We start from the raw sequence: 25,689 nt of genomic DNA on the forward strand, positions 1-25,689 counted from the left end.
ATACCAAGGTCGAAAAATCGCCCGGCCGGTTGCCTTCTTACTACCAAAGTTCAGGACATTTCCCTTTGCCGGAAAGCAAGACACCGGCGCGAGGCCGGTGTCTTGTGGATCGATGGTCGTCTTACTCGACGGCCTTGACCATGTCTTCGATGACTTTCTTGGCGTCGCCGAAGACCATCATGGTCTTGTCCAGGTAGAACAGTTCGTTGTCCAGGCCGGCGTAGCCGCTGGCCATCGAGCGCTTGTTGACGATCACGGTCTTGGCCTTGTAGGCCTCGAGGATCGGCATGCCGGCGATCGGCGACTTCGGATCGTTCTTCGCGGCCGGGTTCACCACGTCGTTGGCGCCCAGTACCAGCACCACGTCGGTCTGGCCGAACTCGGAGTTGATGTCTTCCATCTCGAACACCTGCTCGTAAGGCACTTCGGCCTCGGCCAGCAGGACGTTCATGTGGCCCGGCATACGGCCGGCAACCGGGTGGATGGCGAACTTCACGTTGACGCCGCGATGGGTCAGCTTCTCGGCCAGTTCCATCAGCGCGTGCTGGGCACGGGCCACCGCCAGGCCATAGCCGGGGACGATGATCACGCTGTCGGCGTTGGTCAGCAGGAAGGAGGCGTCGTCGGCCGAGCCGGATTTCACCGGGCGGGCTTCTTTCGCACCTGCCGGACCGCCAGCGTCCGCTTCGGCGCCGAATCCACCGAGGATGACGTTGAAGAACGAGCGGTTCATCGCCTTGCACATGATGTAGGAGAGGATCGCGCCCGAGGAGCCCACCAGGGAACCGGCGATGATCAGCATCGAGTTGTTCAGCGAGAAGCCGATACCTGCCGCGGCCCAGCCGGAGTAGGAGTTCAGCATCGACACGACGACCGGCATGTCGGCGCCGCCGATCGGGATGATGATCAGCACGCCGAGGATGAAGGCCAGGGCCAGCATCACGACGAAGGCGGTGAGGTTACCGGTGAACATGAACAGCAGGCCGAGACCCAGGGTGGTCAGGCCCAGCACCAGGTTGAGCATGTGCTGGCCGGTAAACTGCACCGGGGCGCCCTGGAACAGGCGGAACTTGTACTTGCCCGACAGCTTGCCGAAGGCGATCACCGAACCGGAGAAGGTGATGGCGCCGATGGCCGCGCCGAGGAACAGCTCCAGGCGGTTACCGGTCGGGATGGTGTCGCCCAGGTTCTGCACGATGCCCAGCGACTGCGGCTCGACCACGGCGGCGATGGCGATGAACACGGCGGCCAGGCCGATCATGCTGTGCATGAAGGCGACCAGTTCCGGCATCTTGGTCATCTCGACGCGCTTGGCCATGATCGAACCGGCGGTGCCGCCGACCAGCAGGCCGATGATCACGTAGACGATGCCGGTAGTGGCGATCTCGCTGCTGATCTTGAACACCAGGGCTACGGTGGTCAGCGCGGCGATGGCCATGCCGATCATGCCGAACAGGTTGCCGCGGCGCGACGTGGTCGGGTGCGACAGGCCTTTCAGGGCCTGGATGAAGCAGACCGAGGCGATGAGGTAGAGCAGGGTGACGAGGTTCATGCTCATGTCAGTGCTTCTCCGCCTTCGGCGCTTTCTTCTTGAACATTTCCAGCATGCGGCGGGTGACCAGGAAGCCACCGAACACATTCACTGCAGCCAGGGCCACGGCCAGGGTGCCCATGGCTTTGCCCAGCGGGGTGACGGTCAGGGCCGCGGCCAGCATGGCGCCGACGATCACGATGGCCGAGATGGCGTTGGTCACTGCCATCAGCGGGGTGTGCAGGGCAGGGGTGACGTTCCAGACCACGTGGTAGCCGACGTAGATCGCCAGCACGAAGATGATCAGGTTGTAGATGCCGTGGGAGATCAGCATGTCTTCCATAGTTTCTCACCGGTCTTCAGGGCCGGACGCGGGGTCCGGCGCGTTCTTATATAAGAAGGGCTTCAGCCGTTCTTGCGCACGATCTGGCCATCACGGCACATCAGGCACGCGGCGACGATGTCGTCTTCCATGTTCACCGTGAAGCCTTCGGCAGTCAGGGTGAGCTTGAGGAAGTCGAGCAGGTTGCGTGCATAGAGTGCGGAGGCGTCTGCCGGCACCAGCGCGGCCAGGTTGCTCAGGCCAACGATGGTCACGCCGTGCTTGACCAGGACCTGGTCGGCCTCGGTCAGCGGGCAGTTGCCGCCCTGGGATGCCGCGAGGTCGATGACCACCGAGCCCGGCTTCATTTCGGCGACGGTCGCTTCATGCAGCAGGGTCGGTGCCTTGCGGCCCGGAATCAGTGCGGTGGTGATGACGATGTCCGACTGCTTGGCGCGCTCGTGCACGGCCTTGGCCTGGCGCTCCATCCACGAGGCTGGCATCGGGCGGGCGTAACCGCCGACGCCTTCGGCGCACTCGCGCTCTTCATCGGTCTCGTAAGGCACGTCGACGAACTTGGCGCCCAGGGACTCGATCTGCTCCTTCACCGCCGGGCGCACGTCCGACGCTTCGATCACCGCACCCAGGCGTTTGGCCGTGGCGATGGCCTGAAGGCCGGCAACGCCGGCGCCGAGGATCAGCACGCGGGCGGCCTTAACGGTGCCGGCGGCGGTCATCAGCATGGGCATGAAGCGCGGGTAGTGGTGGGCAGCGAGCAACACGGCCTTATAGCCGGCGATGTTGGCCTGGGAAGAGAGCACGTCCAGGCTCTGCGCGCGGGAAGTACGCGGCGCGGCCTCGAGGGCGAAGGCGGTGACACCGCGTTCGGCCATGCGGGCGATGTTCTCGTTGTTGAACGGGTTGAGCATGCCGATCAGCACGGTACCCGGCTTCATCTGCGCCAGCTCGCTTTCGCTGGGCGCGACAACCTTCAGCACAAGCTCCGAGCCGTAGGCATCGGCGGCAGTGCCGATCTTCGCGCCAACGGCTTCATAGGCGGCATCCGGCTGGCTGGCGCTGACGCCCGCACCGCTCTGAATGACGACCTGATGGCCCTGCCCGATCAGTTTCTTGACCGTCTCCGGCGTTGCTGCGACCCGCGTCTCACCGGCTTGGGTCTCGAGGGGTACACCGATCTGCACTTGCAAATCTCCTGCGTGATCCTGGGATTGTCCGGGCTACTACGTTGGCGACCCGGGTTATCTAACTGGCAACGGTCTAATTCTTGTTCTGTGACCGGGCTGTGACCCGGTGGCCGCGGCATTGTGCAATCGAACCTGGAGGGCATCAAGAAGTTCTGGAGTGGTACGAAGCGATAACTACAAGTCACGTTTGGACCCATAGTTTTCCGGTCGCCACCGAGGCCGCGTGGGCCCTGGTGTTTAGCCTAATTGCCTATTGTGACCGGACGGAAATGTCATCCTCGCCGTGAATGACCCCCCATCAGAGGCTTCCCATGCCCACCGAAAGGCCCGGTAATCCTGCAACAGGCTCAGGCATAGGTGTTAATTAATGTTTCTAATATGGAGTATGAGTCATTCCTGATGCCTGATTTCCTGTAGCAGATTTTTTACATTGACTACGGGGTCAGGAATTTCGCCAGGAAGCTTCAAGGCCGCGTGTTACACCGCGCCAGAGCCCTGAGAAGAGGTTTAGCAGAAAGTCCGGATTTGTCCGCGGAAAGCCGGAGTGACACGGAAAAAACAACGGCCACCTATATCGGGTGGCCGTTGGGGGTGAGACACGGTGTCGCGGGTCAGTTGCTGGCGCCGACTACGCCGGGCAGCTGGGCGACCAGCTTGTCGTTGTGCAGCGGGGCGCGGATGAAGCCGTGCTGGGTGTTGTCCGGGCCGATGATGACCAGGTTGCCGCTGTGGTCGACGGTGTAGTTGGGCTTGCTGGTGTCGGCCGGGATGTAGGGGATGCTCATGGCGTTGGCCAGCTTCTGCACGTTCTCTTCCGAGCCGGTGATGCCCTTGAAGCCGGCATTGAAGAAGCCGAGGTATTCCTTGATGCGCGGCGCGGTATCGCGGTGCGGGTCGACGCTGACGAACACCACCTGCAGGTTCTTCGCCACTTCCGGCGGCAGCTTGCTCTGCAGCTCGCGCAGTTGTGCCAGGGTGGTGGGGCAGACGTCCGGGCAGAAGGTGTAGCCGAAAAACAGCAGGGACCACTTGCCCTTCAGGCTGGCGGTCTGGAACGGCTGGCCGTCCTGGTCGGTGAAGGCGAGGTCGGGGACGCTGCGGGTCTGCGGCAGGATCACGATGCCGGCGTCGAGAAGCACGGTCGGGTCGAGCTGGTGGCGCTGGTTGAGCACCTTCTGGACGGTGAGGCCGAGGATCAGGGCGACGATGGCGACGAGGATGAAGACGGTCTTGTTGACTCGGGACATGGGGTTCTCGTGGGTCGGGACGTCTGGGTGAGTGCCGGGTTCGCGGGGCCGCCCCTTTGGAGCGAGCCCGCGAACCGGCCTCAGTAGTTCAGGTGCAGCGGCAGGTAGTGGTCCACCAGCAGCGCGATGAACAGCAGGAACAGGTAGGCGATAGAGTACTTGAAGGTCTTGATCGCCGCATGGGGTCGGCTGCCGCAGTAGAGCGCCCAGGCCCAGTCGAGGAAGCGCGCGCCCAGGGCCAGCGCGGCGAGCAGGTAGACCAGCCCGGCCATGTGGATGGCGAAGGGCATCAGCGTCACGGCGAACAGCACGAGGGTGTAGAGCAGGATGTGCAGCTTGGTGTAGTGCTCGCCGTGGGTCACCGGCAGCATCGGGATGTCGGCCTTGGCGTACTCGTCCTTGCGGTGCAGGCACAGGGCCCAGAAGTGCGGCGGGGTCCAGGCGAAGATGATCAGCACCAGCAGCAGCGGTTCGGCGGAGATCTGCCCGGTCACCGCGACCCAGCCCAGCAGCGGCGGGGCGGCCCCGGCGAGGCCGCCGATGACGATGTTCTGCGGCGTGGCGCGTTTGAGGAAGCCGGTGTAGAGGGCTGCATAGCCCAGCAGTGAAGCCAGCGTCAGCCAGGCCGTCAACTCATTGGTGAACACCAGCAGCACCGCCATCCCGGCCACCGACAGCAGCATGGCGAAGCCCAGCGCGATGGGCGGCGAGACGCGTCCTTCGGCCAGTGGGCGCTTGTGGGTGCGCGCCATGATCGAGTCGATACGCCGGTCCACCACGTGGTTCACTGCTGCCGCGCCGCCGGCGCACAGGCCGATGCCGAGGTTGCCGAAGACCAGCACCTGCCAGGGCACCCCGGCCTTGGTGGCGAGCAGCATGCCGATGAGCGAGGTGATCAGCATGAGCAGGACCACCTTGGGTTTGGTCAGTTCGAGCAGGTCGCGCCAGCTGGCTTGGCTGGGAGTGCTGATGACGCTGGCCATGGGCATTTCTCCTGACTTCTTCATAGGGGGGCCGGCACGCCGTGGCGCCGGCCATCGTGCTCAACCGTGCAATGTCACCCCTGCGAGGGATAGGCCACCGGGCGCTCCAGGGCGTCCAGGGTGATCGGGCTGCTGGCAGGCAGCTCGACGTGTTTCGCTGCGGGTGCGCGCACCCGGTAATTCACCAGTACCAGCATCAGCAGCAGGAACGCGCCGCCGCCGTTGTGCGCCACCGCTACCGGCAGCGGCAGGTGCAGCAGTACGTTGCTGATGCCGAGGCCGATCTGCAGGGACAGACCCAGCAGCATCAGCGCGGTAATGCCTATCAGGCCGTGGCGCTGGAGGTTCCAGGCCAGCAGCAGGATCACCGCGGTCACGCACAGCGCGCCCATGCGGTGGGTCATGTGGATGGCCGTGCGGGCGTCGCTGTCGAGCTGGCCGCCGAGGTAGTTCGGGCCGATGTGCTGGGTGAGGTGGAAGCCGTTGGCGAAGTCCATGTTCGGCCACCACTCGCCGTGGCACATCGGCAGGTCGATGCAGGCCACTGCTGCGTAGTTGCTGCTGACCCAGCCGCCGAGGGCGATCTGCCCGATCACCATCAGCAGGGCCAGGGCTGCCAGCGCGCGTAGCTTCGACGGCAACTGCAGCGGGGCGAAGGCGCCGGACAGGCGCAGACTGAGCAGGAACAGCAGCGACAGCGTGGTGAAGCCGCCCAGCAGGTGTGCGGTGACCACCTGTGGCCAGAGCTTGAGGGTGACGGTCCACATGCCGAATGCCGCCTGGGCGATCACTACCGCGAGCAGCAGCAGCGGCAGGCGCATCGGTTGGCCGTCACGGCCCCGACGCAGCAGTGCGTGCACCGCCAGCCCGAGAATCAGCAGGCCGAGGCTCCCGGCGAAATAGCGGTGGATCATCTCGTTCCAGCCCTTCTGTGCCTCCACCGGCGAGTCGGGGAAATGCATTTCGGCGTGAGCCAGTTGCGCCTCGTTCAGTGGTACGTGGACGAAGCCATAGCAGCCGGGCCAGTCCGGGCAGCCAAGACCGGCATGGGTCAGGCGGGTATAGGCGCCCAGCAGGATGACTACGAAAGCCAGCGCCGTGGCCAGCACGGCGAGGTAGAAGGCGGGTTTGCGTCTTACCTGGATCATGCGTCGCTCCCGATCTTGTTTTTGTCGTGGGGCTGGCGATGTCTCGACCGGCTTAACCGATGTTCGAAAGCTTCAGCAGCAGCTGCAGGTCCTTGAGGATCGACTTGCCGTTGGCCTTGGCGTCGTAGCGCAGCACCAGGTTGCCGTGGGGGTCGATGATCCACAGTTGCGGCTGGGCGCCGGTGTGCTGGTTGGGTGTCAGGCCCAGTCGCTGCAGGCGCGGGTAGTCCTTGTCGAGCAGGCCGGTGAACTCGACCGGCAGCGGCTTGGCGAAGGCCAGCGCGTGTTCGGCGCGACTGGCTTCGCGGCCCAGGCCGATGTTGATCTGGCGCGCCAGGTAGACCAGTTGCTGACAGTCGCTGGCGCAGGTTTCCGGTGCGGTCACCAGCAGTTGCCACTGGTCGCTGGCCTTGTCGTCCTGCACGCCGAGATCGGCCGGGGTCTGACCGGTGGCGATCAGGTCGCCGTGGTAGCTGCGGCCGTCCGGCACCCAGAACTGCAGCTTGTACATGGCGGTGGCGAGCAGCATCGGCCCCAGCACCATGCCGAGGATCAGCAGCAGTTGCACACGCCCGCGGCGGCGGGCAGTGGAGTCAGGCAGAGTCATGGCGGTCATGGTCGAAGGTCTCCCGTGCGCGACGGATGCCGAGGTAGAGGTAAAGGGCGGAAAGCGCGATGGCCAGGGCGAACCACTGCACGGCATAGCCGACGTGGCGCTCCGGCGGCATGGCGACGATCGGCCAGTCGGTGTCGAAGGCGGCGTCGCCCGGCTCCAGGCGGATTTCCAGCGGGCTGCCTTCGCGGCCGAGCTGGTCCCACAGGAACGGGGCGTCCACCTGGGTGATCAGGCGTGGCCAGCCGGCGAGCGGGGCGCTCTGGCCGGCGGCCAATGGGGTGTAGGTCCAAGCGTCCAGCAGCAGGTCGTGGCTGGGCGTATCGATCTTCGGCGGCACGCGGCGGTCGGGCCAGGGCACCCAGCCGCGATTGACCAGCAGCCACTGGTGGCCGACGCGGTCGAAGAAGGGCTGCAGCACCTCGACGCCCGCCTGGCCGTTGCGGGTGCGGTTGTCGAGCAGGGCGGTGTGCTCGGCGTCGAGCTGGCCTTGCAGGCGTACTCGAACATAGCTGCGCGGCGGTTGGCGCTCGAGCTCGGCGATGCTGATCGGGTCCTGCTGGCGCTGCACTTCGGAGGCGGCGAGGAGGGTGCGTTTTTCGGCGGCGCGCGACAGTTGCCAGAAGCCCAGGCCGATCAGCACCGGCAGCAGTGCGAGGACCACCAGGGTCGGCGCGATACCGGGCCGGAAGGCGCGTGTGGCGCGGCCTTCCTGTGCCGGATCGGGCCGGTGCTCAGATGCGTGCTGGCTATACTGCAAGACATCCCCCTCAACCCCAGTCCCCTGCGGACAGGAGGCCGGTAGTGCTCAAAGCTGCGATCGTTCTGTTGTTGCTGGCGACCGTCGTCAGTCTGTTCAGTGGCCTGTTCTTTCTGGTCAAGGACGAGGGCCATGGTTCTCGGGTGGTGAACGCGCTGACCGTGCGTGTCACCCTGACTGCCCTGACCGTCGCTCTCATCGCCTGGGGTTTCTTCAGCGGCCAACTCGGCAGCTCCGCCCCCTGGCACTTCTGATCTCAAAAAGGCGCGGGCCAAGGCCCGCGCCACCGCGCTTCACAGCACGTAAACGAAGATGAACAGCCCGATCCACACCACGTCGACGAAGTGCCAGTACCAGCTGGCCGCCTCGAAGCCAAAGTGTTTGTCGGCGTCGAAGTGCCCCCGAATGATGCGGATCAGCATGATGCTCAGCATGATCGCGCCGATGGTCACGTGGGCACCGTGGAAGCCGGTGAGCATGAAGAAGGTCGCGCCGTAGATGCCCGAGCCCAGGGTCAGGCCCAGCTCGCTATAGGCCTCGTGGTACTCGTAGGCCTGCAGCACGATGAAGCAGGCCCCTAGCGCCACGGTCGCCGCCAGCCACATCTTCAGCGGGCCGCGATGGTTCTTCTTCAGTGCATGGTGGGCGAAGGTCACGGTGAAGCTGGAGGTGACCAGCAGCAGGGTGTTGATCAGCGGCAGCTTCCACGGATCGATCACTTCCTTGGGCGGCGGGAACAGCTTGTTGTCCGGGTTGTTGAGCTGCGGCCAGCCGGTTTCGAACTGCGGCCAGAGCATGTGCGAGATGCCATGGTGACCTTCGCCGCCCAGCCATGGGTTGACGAAGTGGCGCACGTAGAACAGCGCGCCGAAGAAGGCGGCGAAGAACATCACCTCCGAAAAGATGAACCAGCTCATGCCCCAGCGGAACGAGCGGTCCATCTGCGGGCTATAGAGCCCGCCGCGGCTTTCCTTGATGACGTTGCCGAACCAGCCGAACAGCATGTACGCCAGGATCAGCCCGCCGGCGAAGAAGATCCACGGGCCGTGGGAGTGCTCCTTGCCGGCGCTCATGTCGTTCATCCAGGTGCCGACGCCAAACATCGTCACCAGCATGCCGATGGTGGCGATGATCGGCCACTTGCTCTGCGCGGGGACGTAATAGGGATCGTGGGTTGCCATCTCTCTTGTTCTCCTTTGCCCTTCAGCGCTCGTTACTGGCCACGGGTGGCTTGCGGGCAGTGATGTCGAACAGCGTGTAAGCAAGCGTCAGGTGACGCACATCCTTGGGCAGGTCGCGGTCGACGATGAAGCGCACCGGCATTTCGATGCGCTCGCCCGGCTGCAGGACCTGCTGGGTGAAGCAGAAGCATTCGGTCTTGTGGAAGTAGGTGGCTGCTACCGACGGCGCGATGCTCGGGATCGCCTGGGCAGTCATCGGCTTGTCAGTGGGGTTGTAGGCGACGAACAGCATCTGGTTCACCGCGCCGGGATGCACCACCAGCTGCTCGGCCTCGGGGTGGAACTCCCAGACCATGTCGATGTTGTTGTTGGCGACGAACTGGATCTTCACCTCGCGCGACTGATCGACCACCTGGCCGTCGCCCTGGTAGGCGCTGCCGGAGGTCTTGCCGTTGATGCCCAGTGCCTTGCACATCACGTCGTACAGCGGCACCAGGGCGAAGCCGAAGGCGAACATGGCGACCACGGCTATGACCAGCCGGGTCACCAGCTTGCGTGTTTCGATGTTGCCGTCGCTCATGGCTTGCTCCTCCACCGCGGGAACGGCCGATGCCGCTCCCGCCGCTGTGGGTTCACTTCACTTCCGGAGGCGTGCTGAAGGTGTGGTACGGCGCCGGCGAGGGAATGGTCCACTCCAGGCCTTCCGCGCCATCCCACGGCTTCGCCGGTGCCGGCTTGCCGCCCTTGATGCACTTGATGACGATGAACAGGAACAGCAACTGCGTGGTGCCGAACATGAAGGCGCCGATGGAGGAGACCATGTTGAAGTCGGCGAACTGCAGGTTGTAGTCCGGAATCCGCCGCGGCATGCCGGCAAGCCCGACGAAGTGCATCGGGAAGAACGCCAGGTTCATGCCGATGAAGCTCATCCAGAAGTGCAGCTTGCCCAGGGTCTCGTCGTACATGTGGCCGGTCCACTTCGGCAGCCAGTAGTAGGCCGAGGCGAAGATGCCGAAGATCGCGCCGGGCACCAGCACGTAGTGGAAGTGCGCCACCACGAAGTAGGTGTCCTGGTACTGGAAGTCCGCCGGGGCGATGGCCAGCATCAGCCCGGAGAAGCCACCGATGGTGAACAGGATGACGAAGGCCACGGCGAACAGCATCGGCGTCTCGAAGGTCAGCGAGCCCTGCCACATGGTCGACGCCCAGTTGAACACCTTCACCCCGGTGGGCACGGCGATCAGCATGGTCGCGTACATGAAGAACAGCTCGCCCACCAGCGGGATGCCCACCACGAACATGTGGTGCGCCCACACGACGAAGGACAGGAAGGCGATCGAGGCGGTGGCGTAGACCATCGAGGTGTAGCCGAACAGCGGCTTGCGGCTGAAGGCCGGGATGATCGAGCTGACGGCGCCGAACGCCGGCAGGATCATGATGTACACCTCGGGGTGGCCGAAGAACCAGAACACGTGCTGGAACAGCACCGGGTCGCCGCCGCCGGCCGCGCTGAAGAAGCTGGTGCCGAAGTGGATGTCCATCAGCATCATCGTCACGCAACCCGCCAATACCGGCATCACCGCGATCAGCAGGAAGGCGGTGATCAGCCAGGTCCAGACGAACAGCGGCATCTTCATCAGCGTCATGCCCGGGGCGCGCAGGTTGAGGATGGTGGCGATCACGTTGATCGCGCCCATGATCGAACTCATGCCCATCAGGTGGATGGCGAAGATGAAGAAGGTCACGCTGTGCGGCGCGAAGGTCGTCGACAACGGCGCGTAGAAGGTCCAGCCGAAGTTCGGGCCGCCACCGGGCATGAACAGGGTGCTCACCAGCAGGCCGAAGGCCGCCGGCAGCAGCCAGAAGCTGAAGTTGTTCATGCGCGGCAGGGCCATGTCCGGCGCGCCGATCATCAGCGGAACCATCCAGTTGGCCAGGCCGACGAAGGCCGGCATCACCGCACCGAAGACCATCACCAGGCCGTGCATGGTGGTCATCTGGTTGAAGAACGCCGGCTCGACGATCTGCAGGCCCGGCTGGAACAGTTCGGCGCGGATCACCATGGCGAAGGAGCCGCCGAGCAGGAAGGCGCAGAAGCTGAACCACAGGTACAGCGTGCCGATGTCCTTGTGGTTGGTGGTCAGTACCCAGCGCATCAGGCCCTTGGCAGGGCCGTGGTGGTGGTCGCCGGCGTGAGAATGGTCGGGGTGATCGATCACTGTACTCATCGCGGCCTCCTTATTGTTGTTTCTGCTTGTAGGCGACCACGTCCTGCGGGGTCACCATGTCGCCGTCGTTGTTGCCCCAGGCGTTGCGCTCGAAGGTGATCACCGCGGCGATGTCGACTTCCGAGAGCTGCTTGCCGAAGGCCGCCATGGCCGTGCCCGGGACGCCGTTGAACACGGTCTCCAGGTGGTGCTCCTTGGGCCCGGTGACGATCTTCGAACCCTTGAGCGCCGGGAACATCGGCGGCATGCCCTGGCCTTCAGGCTGGTGACAGGCGGCGCAGATGGTGTGGTAGACCTTGTCGCCGCGGGCGACCAGCTCTTCCTTCGTCCATTCCTTGCTGGTCAGCTCCTTGAGCTTGACCGCCTCTTCCTTGCGCTCGGCCAGCCACTTGTCGAAGTCAGGCTTGGACTTCACGTCCACCACGATGGGCATGAAGCCGTGGTCCTTGCCGCACAGCTCGGCGCACTGGCCGCGGTAGACGCCGGGCTGGTCGACCTTGGTCCAGGCTTCGTTGACGAAGCCGGGAATGGCGTCGCGCTTGACCGCGAAGGCCGGCACCCACCAGGAGTGGATCACGTCGCTGGAAGTGACCAGGAAGCGCACCTTGACCCCGGCCGGCAGCACCAGCGGGTTATCCACCTCGAGGAGGTAGTGCTCGTCCTTGTCGGCCTTGTTGTGGATCTGGTCCTGGGGCGTGGCGAGGTTGGAGAAGAACTCCACGTCCTGGCCCAGGTACTTGTACTGCCACTTCCACTGGTAGCCGGTGACCTGCACGTCCAGCTCGGGCTCCGAGGTGTCGTACATGTGGATCAGCGTCTTGGTGGCCGGAACGGCCATCACCACCAGGATCAGGAAGGGAATGACGGTCCAGAGGATTTCCACCGTGGTGCTCTCGTGGAAATGCGCGGGCTGCTGCCCGGTGGACCGGCGGTGGACGATCATCGACCAGAACATCGCGCCAAAGACGACAATGCCAATGACCACGCAGATCCAGAAGATCGTCATGTGCAGATCGAAAACGTTACGGCTGACTTCTGTCGCACCGGGGGTCATGTTGACCGTCCAGGCGGCGTTTGCCTGACTGAAAGCCAAGAGCAAAAGGAAGCCCATCCAGACTCGTGGATGTCGCAGCATTCGGGTTCCCCTTATCGTTGTTTTTATCCCGCCGGCATAGCGCCCTGGCTGCGATCCCCATTCCAGAGGGATCGAGCCTGAACAAGCCAACGGCCAAGGGAGTGACCGCCAAGACAACTTACTTTGACGTCGTACCTCGGCAGCACGCAGGGCAGGCCGGGTCCATCAGGTTTTCGGTGTGTCGAAGCGGAGTATAGCCACGGGTTGCGACATAACAACGCAGAGTAAAAACTGTGTTTGAAAGACCGAAGTGCGATCTCAAAGCCACGGACGGCGCGGCTTTGGAGTACCATGCTGGCCGTCTGATATGCCGCGTCGGCATAAACAGTTCATGAATATGAAAATCGCGTCTTAGCTACGCCCGGGGTGCGGCTAAGGTGTTTCTTCACTTTCCAAACCCGCTGTCTTGGAGCTGTCATGAACACCGCTGCACTGCGTGAGCTGATCCGGAATGCCCACCTGCTCGAATCCCGCCATGGCCATCTCGCCCGCCTGATCCAGAGCCAACTGCAAAGCCTGCACAAGAGCATCGCCCTGACGGGAGAGGACCCCAGCGGTACGCTGACGCGCTTCGTCCACGCCTACATCGAACAGGTGCCGGACTTCCTCGACGCCGCCAACTCGGTGGCCCGCGCGGCCGGCATTGAGGACCGCATCAAGCCGGTGCTCAAGCTCGCCGAACAGTTCTTCCTCACCCCGCCTGCGCTGCTCGACGGCCACGACGGCCTCGATGCACTGCTGGACGAGGCCTACCTCGCCCACCGCCTGGTGGAAGAGGTGAACGACCGCTACATCGCCCACTTCAACCAGCCGCTGATCCCGCTGGACACTACCGTGGCCAACCTGGTGGCGCACCAGCTGATCGGCGAACCCTTCGCCAACCAGCTGGATGAAGCGGTGCACCACGCGGTCAACGGCATGCTCGACGACAGCACCTTCAGCGCCGAATCCGCCGTCAGCTACCGTGCCAGTCTCAATGACCCGCAGGTGGTCATGGCCTGGCAGCAGTGGCCGTGCCTGTCGCGGCAGTTCGGCGTCGAACTGGAGCTGGGTCGCGACTGAGGCTCAGCCTGCACTCTGCAGCGCACGCAGCCGGCCCTCCACACGGCGACGCAGGCCGTTGCCTTCAATGGACAACCGGCAGCCGCTGGCCGCGGCGCTGCGGCCCCAGTCCTCCAGCAATTCCATGCACGCGTGGTCGATGTAGCTCAGGTGCTGCAGCGGCACACGCAGGTGCGTGCCGGGCTTCACCGACTGCAGGGCCTGGGACAGCGCCGGCACCTTGAGGAAGGTCGCCGCGCCGACCAGACGCAGCTCGGCACCGCTGCCCTCGTCGTCGTAGCGCAGGTTGATCTTCAGTCGAGCGGCCTTGAACACCAGCTTCAGCACCGTCAGCGCGAAGCCCAGCAGCACACCGGTCAGTAGGTCGGTGGCGACGATAGCCAGGGCGGTCGCCGCATGCACCAGCACCGGCATGCGTCCATAGCGGCCCAGCGAACGCAGCGCCTTCAGGTCCACCAGCTTGATCCCGGTGTAGACCAGCACACCGGCCAGGCTGGCGATGGGGATCTGCCGCAGCAGCCCGCCCAGCAGCACGACGAAGCCCAGCAGCCACAGCCCATGGAAGATCGCCGAGGCTCGGCTGCGCGCGCCGGCCTGCACGTTGGCCGAGCTGCGCACTATCACCCCGGTCATCGGCAGCGCGCCGACCAGCCCGCAGAGCATGTTGCCCACGCCCTGGGCGCTCAGCTCGCGGTCCATGTCCGAGCGAGGGCCAGTGTGCATGCGGTCCACGGCGGCGGCCGAGAGCAAAGTTTCGGCGCTGGCGATGAAGGCCACCACCACGGCGGCCAGCAAGAGTGTCGGGTCGAGCAGCGCCGCGAGGTCATTCGGACGGACCCAGTCGATGGCGTCGCCGAGGTTCTCCGGCACGCTCACCCGCAGCACATCCAGTGGCAGCGCGATGCTCACCAGCGTCGCCAGGCTCACGCCGATCAGCGCACCGGGCAGCATGCGCAGCCGGCCGGGCTTGAAGCGGTCCCACAGTGCCATGCAGGCCATGGTGCCGAGCCCGAGCAGCGCCGCATCGAAGCCGCTGGTCCCGGACAGCAGCGCCGCCGGGAAAGCCAGCAGGTTATCCAGCCCGGACGCCTGCGGCTTGAGGTCGAGCATCACGTGGACCTGCGACAGCACGATAAGAATCCCGATGCCCGTGAGCATGCCGTAGACCACGGCCGGCGAGGTCACGCGGAACCAGCAGCCCAGGCGCAGCCTGCCCGCCAGCAGTTGCAGCGCGCCGGCCAGCAGCAGGATCGGCCCGAGCATGGCCATGCCGTGGGTACGGACCAGCTCAAAGACCAGCACCGCAAGGCCCGCCGCCGGACCGCTGACCTGCAAGGGCGAACCGGCTAGAAAACCGACCACCAGGCCACCGATGACGCCGGTTACCAGGCCCTTGGCTGGCGGCATGCCCGAAGCGATGGCGATGCCCATGCACAGCGGCAGGGCGACGAGGAACACCACCACCGACGCGAGCAGATCGCGCGGCAGTACCTGGCGTAGCTGGGAAATTCCGGATGGAACAGAGTGGGAGGCCGACATGGCGCTGTTCTCCTTCAAGCATTTTTCGGGCGCGCGAAAGCCCACGACGCCGGTCTCGACCGCATCGACACGCGCAATTCAGGGGGGTGGCGAGCGCGGTGGCAGCGCGCGCCTCAGGCAGGGATCAAGTCAGAAGAGGGGCGCGGCGTTTGTTCTGCTGGGCCGCCGCGCCCCGGGAGCGTACCGGTATCAGCCGTTTACTGGGGGGAGTAGCGCGGGCGCGGGGTCGCACTCGGCGTCGGGCCTTCGCCGTCGAGGGGGCGGAAACGACCTTCCTGGGCGTCGTAGGCCTTGATGGCGCTGGTCTCGATGTCATACACCCAGCCATGGATGAACAGCTGGCCGGAAGCCAGGCGGGCGGCCACGGACGGGTGGGTCTTCAGGTGGTCCAGCTGGGCTACCACGTTCTCTTCGGTGAGCACGCCCAGGTGCTCCTGGGTGGCGCAGCCGCAGGTCTGTGCGACCACGGTACGAGCGACTTCGGCATGGCGTAGCCACACCTTCACCGTCGGCATGCTTTCCAGGCTCTGCGGATTCAGCACCGCTTTCATCGCGCCGCAGTCGGAGTGGCCGCAGACGATGATGTGCTGCACGCCCAGGGCCATCACCGCGAACTCGATCGCGGTGGACACGCCGCCGTTCATCTGGCCGTACGGCGGCACCACGTTGCCGACGTTGCGGGTGACGAACAGGTCGCCCGGCGAGCTCTGGGTGATCAGCTCGGGGACGATGCGCGAGTCGGCACAGGTGATGAACATGGCGCGCGGGTTCTGCGCGTGGGCCAGCTTCTTGAACAGTTCTTCCTGCTGCGGGAAGACCTCATGACGGAACTGGCGAAAGCCCTCGACGATATGGCGAAGCGCCTCGTCAGCCGTTTCGTGGGCGTGATCCTCACCGTGCGTTTTATCGTTCATGTATCAGCCTCGAAGAATGACGAAGAATTTTCCCACGTCAGCCGACGCTCTCCCTGGGGAGAAAAGGCACAGCCGTGGGAAAAAATCTGTCGTGACCGGTTAGTCACCTTGTGCTCAAACCCTAGGCGAAGAAGATTAAACCAAAATTAAAAAACCGCTCTGGAATGAGCTTTTGCATGATGTTTCGCCGACATTTCAAGATGATATCGACAAGCTATCATGGCGATGAAATGTCACAGTGCTACTGTGACGACGCCAATATTTTCGCTGCAGGCAATGTGACATTATTCGTGGCGATTACTGTAAGACCCGGACCACCGGGCCTACCGCTTGGTCAGGATGACGAGCGTGGCGCACGGCGCCGGATCCTTCCCCAGTTCCCCCCCGAAAACAAGGATGTGACCATGCAAGACATCTACAGGATGGCCGGCAACGCGGCCGCGAGCGCGGTGCAAACGGTGAGCGGCGGCGAGTTGCTGATGCCGATGTTCCACTGCCTGGAGCCCGATGGCCGGCTCAAGATGGTGGTGCTGATGGCGGACACCGGCGAGGAGGCCATGCAGGCGGGCCAGCGGATGTACCAGGAGAACACCCAGCAGGCGATCGGCGCGGTATGGATTGTCGACGGCTTCGTGACCCACAAGGAGGTCGGCAAGGTCGATGCGCTGATTCTGAACGTCGTTTCCTACGCCGAGCCGCGTCGTGAGATGCAGCTGGCCGTCCCTTACCGCCATGCCCACAGCCATGAAGGCTTCGCCGTGTTCAAGCCCAAGCTGCTGGGCGTCACCGGCATTGCCCAGGACGAGCTGCAACCGCTGATCGACGCTTTCTACCAGGGTCGCGATGAAAACGCCGAGGGTCGTGTGATCTGGAAGGAGCACCAGCAAGACCAGATCACCGGCATGACCGGCTTCGCCGGATTCTCCGGCGAGGACTGGAAGCATCTGCGCGAGGCACCCGTGGCGATCTTCTGCATGGTCGCCAGCGCCGACGGTGAGATCGATGCCAAGGAGGCTGCGGCCTTCGGCAAGCTGTTCAAGGAGTCCGGCAAGTACCCCAGCGTGCTGATGCAGCGCGTGATGACCGAACTCAGCCCGGATACGCCCAGCGGCCGCGCGGTGCTGATGGACTTTCTGCAGCGCTTCTCCGACCCCGCGTTCAACCGCCTGCAGTACCTGGTCGACGTCAACCGACTGCTCGGACAGCAGGCTAGCGACACTGACGCGGCAGCCTTCAAGGCCGACCTGCTGGCGCTGGGCAAGGCGGTGGCGGAATCCTCCGGCGGCGGCTTCCTCGGCTTCGGCAGCAAGGTCAGCAAGGAGGAGAAGAACGTGCTGGTGGTCATCGAGAAGCTGCTCAACTCGCCGCTGCAGCTCGCCCAGATGATGGCGGACCTGGTGGCTCCCGACCGCTGATTCAGAACAGGCTCATCTGGCTGCGCGGTGGAGCGAACGCCGTGCAGTCCAGGCCGAAGCTGCCGCGCCGGTTCAGGCCCAGGCGGCGCATGGCGACCTCGAAGCGCTTGGCCAGCAGGTCGGCGAACGGACCGTCACCACGGAAGCGATGGCCGAAGCGGCTGTCGTAGATTTCCCCGCCACGCAGCTGACGAATCAGGCTCATCACATGATTGGCGCGCTGCGGGTAGTGCACCTCCAGCCACTCCTCGAACAGCGGACCGACTTCGCGCGGTAGGCGCAGCATCATGTAGCTGGCGCTCTTGGCGCCGGCGTCGTGGGCAGCTTCGAGCAGCGCTTCCAGTTCGCGGTCATTGATCATCGGGATCATCGGCGAACACAGCACGCCCACCGGAATGCCGTGTTCGCGCAGCACGCGGATCGCCCGCAGGCGCGCGGAGGGCGCGGCGGCGCGGGGCTCGAGGATGCGCTTGAGCTCGTCGTCCAGGGTGGTCAGGCTGATCATCACGCCCACCAGTTTGTGCTGCGCGAGTTCGGCCAGCAGGTCGAGGTCGCGCAGGATCAGCGACCCCTTGGTGACGATGGTCAGCGGATGGCGGTAACGCAGCAGCACCTCGAGGATCTGCCGGGTCAGGCGCTGCTGGCGCTCGATGGGCTGGTACGGGTCGGTATTGGCGCCCAGGTTGATCGGCGCGCAGACATAGCCCTTGCGACTCAGCTCTTCTTCCAGCACTTCGGCGGCGTTGGTCTTGGCGATCAGTTTCGTCTCGAAATCCAGCCCCGGCGACAGGTCCCAGTAAGCGTGGCTCGGCCGCGCGTAGCAGTAGATGCAGCCGTGTTCGCAGCCGCGATAGGGGTTGATCGAGCGGTCGAAGGGCAGGTCCGGCGACTGGTTGCGCGAGATCACCGACTTCGCCCGTTCGCTGCGGATTTCCGTCACCTGGGGCTTGGGCACTTCGTCGTACCAGTCGTTATCCACAGGCACCGACGTGGTTGGCGCGAAGCGGTTGTGCGGATTGCTGGCGGTACCCCGGCCGCGGGGTGGAAGGGAAGTGCTCATGTGGGAAAGCTCTGAAGGAATGCTGTATATAAATACAGTAATCCACTGAGTTTTCCACAGCCAGCACTAACTGCTCGGCGGTCTGAATTCCAACTGTCGGGTTGTTCCTACAATCCCCAGCTACAGGGTGCGTAGGGCGCATAACGCGCCAGCGTTATCCGCCGACGGCACATCGGCGGATAACCTGTTCCAGGTCATTCGCCCTACTACCCGTCAGAGCAGCCGGGTGAACAGCCAGTACAGCCCCGCCGCGAGCCCGATGGCCGCCGGCAGCGTCAGCACCCAGGCCAGCAGCATGTTGCGGATGGTCGGCCACTGCAGCCCGCTGCCGTTGGCCGCCATGGTGCCGGCCACGCCGGAGGAGAGCACCTGGGTCGTCGACACCGGCAGGCCGAAGCCGTCCGCCGCGCCAATGGTTAGCATGGCCACCAGTTGCGCCGAAGCACCCTGTGCATAAGTCAGCGGCGTCTTGCCGATGCCCTCGCCGACCGTGGTGACGATGCGCCGCCAGCCCACCAGCGTGCCCAGGCCCAGCGCCAGGGCGACCGCGACCTTCACCCACACCGGAATGAAGCGGATCGCCTGCTCGCCGCCCTGGCGCAGCGCCTGCAGGCTGCTCCAGGTTTCCAGTTCGAAGTGCTGGTCGCTGCGGTCCAGCAGGCGGATGGTCTCCAGGCTCAGGTAGAGGTCGTTGCGCAGGTCCTGCACCTCCTCGGCCGGCACCTTGTCCAGCTGTCCATAGCGCTCCAGGCGCGCACTGACATCGCCGATCACGCTACCCAGCGAGGGCAGCAGTTCAGGTCTGACCACCTCATCTTCCTGATAGCTCAACAGCGCCTGGCGCGGGTCCGCCGCCGGGCTGCCGCCGGAGCGGTGCAGCTGTTCCTGGCTGGCCTGGGTCAGGGCGAGCAATTGGCGGGTCTGTTCCGGCGAGTGCGCGCGATCCACGGCGAACGCCAGGGGCACGGTGGCGATCAGGATGAGCATGATCAGACCGATGCCTTTCTGCCCGTCGTTGGAGCCGTGGGCGAAGGACACGCCGGTGCAGGTCAGGATGAGGATCGCCCGAATCCATCTGGGAGGCGGCGTGCGGCCTTCCGGCGCGTGAAACAGCGCGCGGTTGCGGATGGTCGAACTGGCCACCCGCAGCAGCACGAAGGCGGCAAAGAAGCCCACCACCGGCGAGAGGAACAGCGCATAGCCGACCGTCAGCAATTGCGACCAGGCGTTGCCGGACAGGCCGAGGTGCCCGGCCATGGCGCCGTGGGCCAGGCCGATGCCGACGATGGAGCCGATCAGCGTGTGCGACGAGGACACCGGCAAGCCCAGCCACCAGGTGCCGAGGTTCCACAGGATCGAGGCGATCAGCAGGGCGAAGATCATCGCCAGCCCGGCGCTGCTGTCCACCTTGAGGAGCAGGTCCAGCGGCAGCAGCGAGACGATGGCGAAGGCCACCGCACCGCTGGAGAAGAGCACGCCGAGGAAATTCCACAGCCCTGACCAAGCCACCGCGAAGCGCGGCGGCAGGGCGTTGGTGTAGATGACCGTGGCCACCGCATTGGCGGTGTCATGGAAGCCGTTGATGAACTCGAAACCCAGGGCGATCAGCAAGGCGACCACCAGCACCAGCACCGACCAGCCCGGCTCCAGCTGCGTGCCGCTGGCGTGGATGTCGTGCCCGAGTGCGGCGAAGGTGAATACCAGCGCGGCGGCCAGCAGCAGGAAGAAGGTCAGTCGCCCCTTGAATCCGTGGGTCTCGCGCAGCACCGGGCTGATGGGGAACTGCGTCAGGCGCGAGGCGCGCATCACCTCGAGCATGCCAAAGCGGTCAAGCACGGGGGCGCTTCCTTCGGGTCGGTGGCGGCATCTGGCGGATTCCTTGCGACGATGCCCTACAGACTAGCCGGCCATGGCGATCATGGGCGGGCCGGGCGAGCGGGGCGGAGGGCCATGCTAGGGCAAGGCTGCTTCGACATTCCTTGATGTTGGTGGTGATGTGCGACATTTCGGTGCCCCAAAAAGAAATGCCCCGGCAAGCCGGGGCATTCGCTGAGCGTCACGCGGGCGCTATTCCTGCGGCTTTTTCAGCTTCGGATTGGGGAAGAACTGCACCCCCTGCACCTTCGGGTCCTTGGGCTTTTCCAGCGCGCTGGTGTTGACGCGGGTGGACAGCTCCTTGGGCACCGACTGGCCCTGGGCGTTGAGCGTGTCGGCGTAGCCGCAGGCCACGCATTCGCGATGCGGCACGCCGTCAACGTCCCACATGACGATCTTGTCCTGCTCGCTGCAGGCCGGACAGACGGCCCCGGCGATGAAGCGTTTCTTCACCTCGCTCATCACGCCGCCTCCTCGGACAGGCCCGAGTGGCGCAGCAGGGCGTCGATGGACGGCTCGCGGCCACGGAAGGCCACGAACAGCGCCATCGGCTCCTGGGAGCCGCCCTTGGCCAGGATCGCCTCGCGGAAGGCTGCGCCGGTCGCCGGGTTGAGCACGCCTTCTTCCTCGAAGCGGGAGAACGCGTCGGCGGACAGTACTTCGGCCCACTTGTAGCTGTAGTAACCGGCCGCGTAACCGCCGGCGAAGATGTGCGCGAAGCTGTTGGCGAAGCGGTTGTATGCCGGCGGGCGCATCACCGCGACTTCATCGCGGATCGCCTCGATCACGTCGAGGACGCTGCGGCCGTCGCCGTGGGTGGCGTGCAGCTCGAAGTCGAACAGGGAGAACTCCAGCTGGCGGACCATCATCAGGCCGGACTGGAAGTTCTTCGCGGCGAGCATCTTCTCCAGCAGGTCCTGGGGTAGCGGTGCGCCGGTTTCGTAATGACCGGAGATCAACGCCAGGCCTTCGGGCTCCCAGCACCAGTTCTCCATGAACTGGCTCGGCAGCTCGACTGCGTCCCAGGCCACGCCGTTGATGCCCGAGGCCCCGGCGTGTTCGACGCGGGTCAGCAGGTGGTGCAGGCCGTGGCCGAATTCGTGGAACAGGGTGGTGACTTCATCGTGGGTCAGCAGCGCTGGCTTGCCGCCGACCGCGGGGGTGAAGTTGCACACCAGGTAGGCCACCGGCGATTGCAGCTCGCCTTCGGCGGTGCGGCGACGGTCGCGGGCGCCGTCCATCCAGGCGCCGCCACGCTTGTTGGCGCGGGCGTAGAGATCGAAGTAGAAGCGGCCGACGTGCTGGCCGTTTTCCTCGATCTCGAACAGGCGCACGTCCGGGTGCCAGCGCTCGAAATCGCTCAACTCGCGGATCTGGATGCCGTAGAGCTTCTGCACGATGGCGAACAGGCCGGAGAGCACCTTGTCCACCGGGAAGTAGGCGCGCAGGGCTTCCTGGGACACGCTGTAGCGCGCCTCGCGCAGCTTTTCGCCGAAGTAGCTGGCATCCCAGCTGGAGAGGTTCGGGCAACCCTGCTCGGCGGCGTACGCCTTGAGCTGCGTCAGATCCTGGGCGGCGAAGGGCTTGCTGCGCACGGCCAGGTCACGGAGGAAGTGCAGGACCTGCTCGGGGGTCTCGGCCATTTTCGTGGCCAGGGACAGCTCGGCGAAGTTCTTGAAGCCCAGCAGGCGTGACAGTTCCTGGCGCAGGTCGAGGATTTCCTGCATCACCGGGCCGTTATCGTTCTGCCCGGCGTTCGGGCCCTGGTCGGAGGCGCGGGTGCAGTACGCGGCATAGACCTCTTCGCGCAGGGCGCGGTCTTCGGCGTAGGTCATCACCGCGTAGTAGCTGGGGAATTCCAGGCTGATCAGCCAGCCGTCCAGCTCCTTGGCCTGGGCGGCCTGCTGCATCTGCGCCTTGGCCGAGTCGGTCAGGCCGTCCAGCGCGGCTTCGTCGGTGACGTGCTTGGTCCAGGCCTGGGTGGCGTCCAGCAGCTGATTGGAGAAGCGGCTGCCCAGCTCGGACAGGCGCGTCTGGATTTCGGCGTAGCGCTGCTGTTGTTCGGCCGGCAGGTCGATACCCGACAGGCGGAAGTCGCGCAGGGCGTGTTCGAGGATGGTCTTCTGGGCGACGTCGAAGGTCTTCGACTCGGCACCGGCAGCCAGCGACTCGTAGGCCTTGAACAGTTCGCGGTTCTGGCCCAGTTCGGTCCAGTAGGCGGACAGCAGCGGCAGGCAGCCTTCGTAGGCCTCGCGCAGTTCGGCGCTGTTGCACACCGCGTTGAGGTGGCTGACCGGGCTCCAGGCCTTGCCCAGGCGGTCATGCAGTTCGTCCATGCTCAGCACCAGGCCGGCCCAGGTCGGGGTGCCGTTCTGCTGGGCGAGGATGCGCGCGATGGCGGCGCGGTTGTCGGCGAGGATCTGCTCGATGGCCGGCTTCACGTGCTCGGGGCGAATGGAGGAGAAGGGCGGCAGGTCGTAGCTCTGCAGAAGGGGATTCGCGCTCACGGTGGCACCTTGGCTGAAGAAACACCCGGCCATCTTAAATACAATCGACCGTAACCGCAGCCACAGGAAAGCTATCGTGACGATTCGAACCTATCAAGGCAAAACGCCATCCCTCGGCGAGCGCGTCTTCGTCGATGCCAGCGCCGTGGTCATCGGCGACGTGGAGATCGGCGCGGACAGCTCGGTCTGGCCGCTGGTCACCATTCGCGGCGACATGCACCGCATCCGCATCGGCGCGCGCACCAGCGTGCAGGACGGCAGCGTGCTGCACATCACCCACGCCGGCCCCTTCAACCCGGACGGCTTCCCGCTGACCATCGGCGACGAAGTGACCATCGGCCACAAGGTGCTGCTGCATGGCTGCACTATTGGCAGCCGCATCCTGGTGGGCATGGGCTCCATCGTCATGGACGGCGCGGTGATCGAGGACGAGGTGATCCTCGGCGCCGGCAGCCTGGTGCCGCCGGGCAAGACACTGGAGAGCGGCTTCCTCTATGTCGGCAGCCCGGTGAAGAAGGCCCGGCCGCTGACGGACAAGGAGCGGGCGTTCTTCAGCTATACGGCCGGGAACTATGTGAAGTTGAAGGATCAGCATATTGCCGAGGGTTACGCGGGCTGACGGCGGAGCCTCCGTTGGGCGCATAAAGCGGAACGCTTTATCCGCCGATGCTCCGATGGCGGATAACGCCCGAGGCGTTATGCGCCCTACATCAAGGCCGTCCCGCCGGACGGCCTGCCGTGCCGAACCTCGCGCCCTATACTGACCCGAGGTGACCGGACGCCAGCGCGTGCCCGGCCGGGTTCAGCAGCGGGCGGCCAGCCATCACGGCGCCGCCGAGCCGGCGAGCGGCCATGAACAGTCTGTGCTCCCCCAGCGCCACCGTTTCGCCCTGGCGGCGCGGCGGTGTCATCGTCCTGCTCCTGCTCCTGCTGGCGCTGCTTCTGCTGGTTTTGCCCGGTTGCGCCCATCACCCTGCCCAGCCTGCCGCCCCGATTACCGAAGCCACCTGGCACCAGGTCGACGCCGACATTGGCGCCGCTTCGCTGGCCGCCACCTCCCAGGCCCGCGCCTACGCCGAAGAGGCCATGCAGCAGTGGATGGACCTGGTCTACCAGCGCACCGACGAGAAATTCATCCCCTGGTTCTCCAGCTACTGGACCCAGGAATGGCTGAGCATGAAAGTCGCCTGGTACAAGATGGGCTCCCACGGCGACCTCGATCCCACCGTCGACAAACTGGCCGCTTATCTGCAGGAGCAGTACCGTAAGCAGGTGCTGATACCGGTGGCCAAACAGGTCGACCCGGACGCGGTGATGGAAAAGGCCACCCGGCATTACATCGAGCTGCTGACGGTGGCGGTGAAGGACATTCCCCAGCGCCGCGGCATCCCGCAGAAGGCCTTCGACGAGCACCTGATGGGCATCCCGGCGATCTCCCTTGGCCCGCCCTCCAGCCGCGATGCTTCGCTGTACGACGTGGTGTACGCCAAGGACATCGGCAAGGTGCCGGCCTTCGCCGCGCTGATGCAGGAGATCCGCACGGCGGCGGGCAAAGCCGGTGCCGGCACCAAGGTCAGCGGCGTCTCACCGGTGGCCCAGCGCACCAGCGCCAAGCTGGTGCACGAGTTGCGCAACCGCAGCATCGCCGGGGTGGTGGCGAGCGCGGCGGGCAAGGTCGCCGGCTCGGTCATCTCGGTGGCCTTCACCCTGTTCAGCATGGCCGGCAACGACCACGACCGGCCAGAGGTGGAGACCCAGCTGCGCAAGGAGATCAACGCCGCCTTCGACGAACAGTGGCTGGCGCTGATGCGCGATCCGGACGGCGGAGTGATGTCCGGCGTCGATCACCTCGGCGCCCGCGTGCAACAGAGCCTGACGGGCCGGCTGGCGCAGCCGGAGGATGAAGCGCAAGAGCCATCCGCCGCCCGGACCTACGGCGCCGGCGAGGCCGAGCCGGTGAGCGTCAGTGGCGGCTTCCGCGTGCTCAAGCAGGGGCAGGGCGCGGCGCCCTGAGGTGTCGTTCGACGATCCGCGCTTCGCGCAGGCGGCCATGCGCAGTATCCTTCGGGCCCGACTTTCGCGGCCGGACGCTGATCCCATGCATTACCAGAACATCCTTTTCGACCTCGACGGCACCCTTACCGACCCGCGCGAGGGCATCACCCGTTCGATCCAGTACGCCCTCGCCCAGCTGGGCATCGACGAGCCCGACCTGCGTCAGCTCGAACACTTCATCGGCCCGCCGCTGCTGCAGTGCTTCATGAGCACCTACGACTTCGACGAGGCGCGCGCCTGGGAAGCGGTGAACCACTACCGCGTGCGCTTCAAGGACACCGGGCTGTACGAGAACAAGGTGTTCGACGGCGTTGCCGAGCTGCTGCAACTGCTCGGTGGCCAGGGCCGTACGCTGTACATCTGCACCAGCAAACCAACGGTGTTCGCCGCCGAAATCGCCCGCCACTTCGACTTCGCCCGGCACTTCAAGGTGATCTACGGCAGCGAGCTGGACGGCACGCGCACCAACAAGGTCGAGCTGATCGAGCACCTGCTGGGTATCGAGCAGCTGGACCTGAAACAGACGCTGATGATCGGCGACCGCAAGCACGACCTGATCGGGGCGCACCGCAATGGCCTGTCCGCCGCGGGTGTCGGCTATGGCTTCGGCAGCCGCGAAGAGCTGATGGCGGAAAGCCCGGCGCACTATTTCGCGAGCATGGACGAGCTGCGCGCGGCGTTTGCCTGACCGCGCAGCGCTGAACCTGCAGGAGCGGGCCATGCCCGCGACCGGCCGACTGGATCGTAGGGCGCATAACGCGCCAGCGTTATCCGCCGCGAGGGATTCGGCGGATAACCCGTCCCGGGTTATGCGCCCTACAGCTAATTCTTTCGCGATCGATTTCCGGCCGCTCCGGGCAAACCGGATGCCCATCGCGGACGGAGTCCACTCCTACAAAACCGGGTAAA

Annotated in this window: 24 protein-coding genes; 6 read left to right on the top strand and 18 right to left on the bottom strand. The window is 65.1% G+C overall.

The window, feature by feature from the left end; translation table 11 throughout:
* Positions 1–121 precede the first annotated feature (121 nt).
* The 8 genes from IB275_RS00440 to IB275_RS00475 form a co-directional block, all read right to left on the bottom strand.
* Entirely contained in the window at positions 122–1,558 is a 1,437-nt protein-coding gene (locus IB275_RS00440; protein ID WP_081518899.1) for an NAD(P)(+) transhydrogenase (Re/Si-specific) subunit beta, read from the bottom strand.
* 1 nt (position 1,559) lies between these two features.
* Positions 1,560–1,874, bottom strand: coding sequence for an NAD(P) transhydrogenase subunit alpha part 2 (locus IB275_RS00445; protein WP_015474896.1), 315 nt, complete (start codon positions 1,872–1,874; stop codon positions 1,560–1,562).
* Positions 1,875–1,936: 62 nt separating this feature from the next.
* Positions 1,937–3,055 (bottom strand): Re/Si-specific NAD(P)(+) transhydrogenase subunit alpha, encoded by a 1,119-nt coding sequence (locus tag IB275_RS00450; protein ID WP_192294258.1) that lies wholly within the window; start codon positions 3,053–3,055, stop codon positions 1,937–1,939.
* Between the two features lie 614 nt (positions 3,056–3,669).
* Positions 3,670–4,305, bottom strand: a complete 636-nt coding sequence (locus IB275_RS00455) for an SCO family protein (protein ID WP_192294256.1) — start codon at positions 4,303–4,305, stop codon at positions 3,670–3,672.
* An 80-nt stretch (positions 4,306–4,385) separates the two neighbouring features.
* Positions 4,386–5,288 carry a heme o synthase gene (cyoE, locus tag IB275_RS00460; protein WP_192294254.1) on the bottom strand — a complete coding sequence of 301 codons (903 nt, stop codon included), beginning with the start codon at positions 5,286–5,288 and terminating at the stop codon, positions 4,386–4,388.
* Positions 5,289–5,362: 74 nt separating this feature from the next.
* A complete protein-coding gene (locus IB275_RS00465) occupies positions 5,363–6,436 on the bottom strand; it encodes a COX15/CtaA family protein (protein ID WP_192294252.1) in 1,074 nt (357 codons plus the stop codon).
* Positions 6,437–6,488: 52 nt separating this feature from the next.
* Positions 6,489–7,052 (bottom strand): PA_0111/PP_0108 family redox-active disulfide protein, encoded by a 564-nt coding sequence (locus IB275_RS00470; RefSeq protein ID WP_192294250.1) that lies wholly within the window; start codon positions 7,050–7,052, stop codon positions 6,489–6,491.
* On the bottom strand, positions 7,030–7,809 hold the full coding sequence (locus IB275_RS00475) for an SURF1 family protein (RefSeq protein WP_192294248.1): 780 nt from the start codon (positions 7,807–7,809) through the stop codon (positions 7,030–7,032). Before IB275_RS00475 ends, IB275_RS00470 begins: the two co-directional genes overlap by 23 nt.
* Positions 7,810–7,853: 44 nt before the next feature.
* Here IB275_RS00475 and IB275_RS00480 point away from each other — a divergent pair, with 44 nt between their 5' ends.
* Positions 7,854–8,063, top strand: coding sequence for a twin transmembrane helix small protein (locus IB275_RS00480; protein WP_015474903.1), 210 nt, complete (start codon positions 7,854–7,856; stop codon positions 8,061–8,063).
* Positions 8,064–8,102: 39 nt separating this feature from the next.
* On the opposite strand, the gene IB275_RS00485 is transcribed toward IB275_RS00480, so the two are convergent.
* From IB275_RS00485 to coxB, 4 genes are read right to left on the bottom strand one after another with little or no spacing between them, the layout of a single operon-like run.
* Complete coding sequence (locus tag IB275_RS00485; RefSeq protein WP_138213360.1) at positions 8,103–8,990, bottom strand: cytochrome c oxidase subunit 3; 888 nt, start codon at positions 8,988–8,990, stop codon at positions 8,103–8,105.
* A gap of 22 nt (positions 8,991–9,012) precedes the next feature.
* Complete coding sequence (locus IB275_RS00490) at positions 9,013–9,570, bottom strand: cytochrome c oxidase assembly protein (protein ID WP_081518891.1); 558 nt, start codon at positions 9,568–9,570, stop codon at positions 9,013–9,015.
* A 52-nt stretch (positions 9,571–9,622) separates the two neighbouring features.
* Positions 9,623–11,218: a cytochrome c oxidase subunit I gene (ctaD, locus tag IB275_RS00495; protein ID WP_081518890.1), complete on the bottom strand. Its 1,596-nt coding sequence runs from the start codon at positions 11,216–11,218 to the stop codon at positions 9,623–9,625.
* Between the two features lie 10 nt (positions 11,219–11,228).
* Positions 11,229–12,353, bottom strand: coding sequence for a cytochrome c oxidase subunit II (gene coxB, locus IB275_RS00500; protein WP_192294246.1), 1,125 nt, complete (start codon positions 12,351–12,353; stop codon positions 11,229–11,231).
* 417 nt (positions 12,354–12,770) lie between these two features.
* On the opposite strand from coxB, the gene IB275_RS00505 reads away from it, so the two are divergent.
* Complete coding sequence (locus tag IB275_RS00505; protein ID WP_081518888.1) at positions 12,771–13,415, top strand: hypothetical protein; 645 nt, start codon at positions 12,771–12,773, stop codon at positions 13,413–13,415.
* A gap of 3 nt (positions 13,416–13,418) precedes the next feature.
* Here IB275_RS00505 and IB275_RS00510 read toward each other — a convergent pair whose 3' ends face one another.
* Both IB275_RS00510 and IB275_RS00515 read right to left on the bottom strand, forming a co-directional pair.
* A complete protein-coding gene (locus IB275_RS00510) occupies positions 13,419–14,954 on the bottom strand; it encodes a SulP family inorganic anion transporter (protein ID WP_192294244.1) in 1,536 nt (511 codons plus the stop codon).
* Positions 14,955–15,151: 197 nt separating this feature from the next.
* A complete protein-coding gene (locus tag IB275_RS00515; RefSeq protein WP_081518886.1) occupies positions 15,152–15,868 on the bottom strand; it encodes a carbonic anhydrase in 717 nt (238 codons plus the stop codon).
* A gap of 404 nt (positions 15,869–16,272) precedes the next feature.
* Here IB275_RS00515 and IB275_RS00520 point away from each other — a divergent pair, with 404 nt between their 5' ends.
* Entirely contained in the window at positions 16,273–17,283 is a 1,011-nt protein-coding gene (locus tag IB275_RS00520) for a hypothetical protein (protein ID WP_192294242.1), read from the top strand.
* 1 nt (position 17,284) lies between these two features.
* On the opposite strand, the gene IB275_RS00525 is transcribed toward IB275_RS00520, so the two are convergent.
* The 4 genes from IB275_RS00525 to prlC form a co-directional block, all read right to left on the bottom strand.
* The gene (locus tag IB275_RS00525; protein ID WP_192294240.1) at positions 17,285–18,343 is read right to left on the bottom strand and encodes a PA0069 family radical SAM protein; all 1,059 of its coding nucleotides are present in this window, start codon (positions 18,341–18,343) and stop codon (positions 17,285–17,287) included.
* Between the two features lie 213 nt (positions 18,344–18,556).
* Positions 18,557–20,161 (bottom strand): inorganic phosphate transporter, encoded by a 1,605-nt coding sequence (locus IB275_RS00530; protein ID WP_192294690.1) that lies wholly within the window; start codon positions 20,159–20,161, stop codon positions 18,557–18,559.
* A gap of 249 nt (positions 20,162–20,410) precedes the next feature.
* The gene (locus IB275_RS00535; protein WP_024763727.1) at positions 20,411–20,680 is read right to left on the bottom strand and encodes a YheV family putative zinc ribbon protein; all 270 of its coding nucleotides are present in this window, start codon (positions 20,678–20,680) and stop codon (positions 20,411–20,413) included.
* The gene (gene prlC, locus IB275_RS00540; RefSeq protein ID WP_192294238.1) at positions 20,680–22,725 is read right to left on the bottom strand and encodes an oligopeptidase A; all 2,046 of its coding nucleotides are present in this window, start codon (positions 22,723–22,725) and stop codon (positions 20,680–20,682) included. Before prlC ends, IB275_RS00535 begins: the two co-directional genes overlap by 1 nt.
* Positions 22,726–22,801: 76 nt before the next feature.
* Between prlC and IB275_RS00545 the strand changes: the two genes are divergently transcribed.
* From IB275_RS00545 to IB275_RS00555, 3 genes are all read left to right on the top strand, one after another.
* Positions 22,802–23,344: a gamma carbonic anhydrase family protein gene (locus IB275_RS00545; protein WP_151188917.1), complete on the top strand. Its 543-nt coding sequence runs from the start codon at positions 22,802–22,804 to the stop codon at positions 23,342–23,344.
* A 233-nt stretch (positions 23,345–23,577) separates the two neighbouring features.
* Complete coding sequence (locus IB275_RS00550) at positions 23,578–24,738, top strand: hypothetical protein (protein WP_192294236.1); 1,161 nt, start codon at positions 23,578–23,580, stop codon at positions 24,736–24,738.
* Positions 24,739–24,823: 85 nt separating this feature from the next.
* Positions 24,824–25,468 carry an HAD family hydrolase gene (locus IB275_RS00555; RefSeq protein WP_192294234.1) on the top strand — a complete coding sequence of 215 codons (645 nt, stop codon included), beginning with the start codon at positions 24,824–24,826 and terminating at the stop codon, positions 25,466–25,468.
* Positions 25,469–25,689: the final 221 nt, after the last annotated feature.

The sequence above is a fragment of the Pseudomonas sp. PDM21 genome, assembly GCF_014852505.2.
Taxonomy (GTDB): Bacteria; Pseudomonadota; Gammaproteobacteria; order Pseudomonadales; family Pseudomonadaceae; genus Pseudomonas.

Excerpts from the sequence above, each read along its gene's own strand:
- IB275_RS00440 (WP_081518899.1), bottom strand. The coding sequence starts at position 1,558 with ATGAGCATGAACCTCGTCACCCTGCTCTACCTCATCGCCTCGGTCTGC.
- IB275_RS00445 (WP_015474896.1), bottom strand. The coding sequence starts at position 1,874 with ATGGAAGACATGCTGATCTCCCACGGCATCTACAACCTGATCATCTTC.
- IB275_RS00455 (WP_192294256.1), bottom strand. The coding sequence starts at position 4,305 with ATGTCCCGAGTCAACAAGACCGTCTTCATCCTCGTCGCCATCGTCGCC.
- cyoE (WP_192294254.1), bottom strand. The coding sequence starts at position 5,288 with ATGGCCAGCGTCATCAGCACTCCCAGCCAAGCCAGCTGGCGCGACCTG.
- IB275_RS00465 (WP_192294252.1), bottom strand. The coding sequence starts at position 6,436 with ATGATCCAGGTAAGACGCAAACCCGCCTTCTACCTCGCCGTGCTGGCC.
- IB275_RS00470 (WP_192294250.1), bottom strand. The coding sequence starts at position 7,052 with ATGACCGCCATGACTCTGCCTGACTCCACTGCCCGCCGCCGCGGGCGT.
- IB275_RS00485 (WP_138213360.1), bottom strand. The coding sequence starts at position 8,990 with ATGGCAACCCACGATCCCTATTACGTCCCCGCGCAGAGCAAGTGGCCG.
- IB275_RS00490 (WP_081518891.1), bottom strand. The coding sequence starts at position 9,570 with ATGAGCGACGGCAACATCGAAACACGCAAGCTGGTGACCCGGCTGGTC.
- ctaD (WP_081518890.1), bottom strand. The coding sequence starts at position 11,218 with ATGAGTACAGTGATCGATCACCCCGACCATTCTCACGCCGGCGACCAC.
- coxB (WP_192294246.1), bottom strand. The coding sequence starts at position 12,353 with ATGCTGCGACATCCACGAGTCTGGATGGGCTTCCTTTTGCTCTTGGCT.
- IB275_RS00505 (WP_081518888.1), top strand. The coding sequence starts at position 12,771 with ATGAACACCGCTGCACTGCGTGAGCTGATCCGGAATGCCCACCTGCTC.
- IB275_RS00510 (WP_192294244.1), bottom strand. The coding sequence starts at position 14,954 with ATGTCGGCCTCCCACTCTGTTCCATCCGGAATTTCCCAGCTACGCCAG.
- IB275_RS00515 (WP_081518886.1), bottom strand. The coding sequence starts at position 15,868 with ATGAACGATAAAACGCACGGTGAGGATCACGCCCACGAAACGGCTGAC.
- IB275_RS00520 (WP_192294242.1), top strand. The coding sequence starts at position 16,273 with ATGCAAGACATCTACAGGATGGCCGGCAACGCGGCCGCGAGCGCGGTG.
- IB275_RS00525 (WP_192294240.1), bottom strand. The coding sequence starts at position 18,343 with ATGAGCACTTCCCTTCCACCCCGCGGCCGGGGTACCGCCAGCAATCCG.
- IB275_RS00530 (WP_192294690.1), bottom strand. The coding sequence starts at position 20,161 with ATGCTCGAGGTGATGCGCGCCTCGCGCCTGACGCAGTTCCCCATCAGC.
- IB275_RS00535 (WP_024763727.1), bottom strand. The coding sequence starts at position 20,680 with ATGAGCGAGGTGAAGAAACGCTTCATCGCCGGGGCCGTCTGTCCGGCC.
- IB275_RS00550 (WP_192294236.1), top strand. The coding sequence starts at position 23,578 with ATGAACAGTCTGTGCTCCCCCAGCGCCACCGTTTCGCCCTGGCGGCGC.
- IB275_RS00555 (WP_192294234.1), top strand. The coding sequence starts at position 24,824 with ATGCATTACCAGAACATCCTTTTCGACCTCGACGGCACCCTTACCGAC.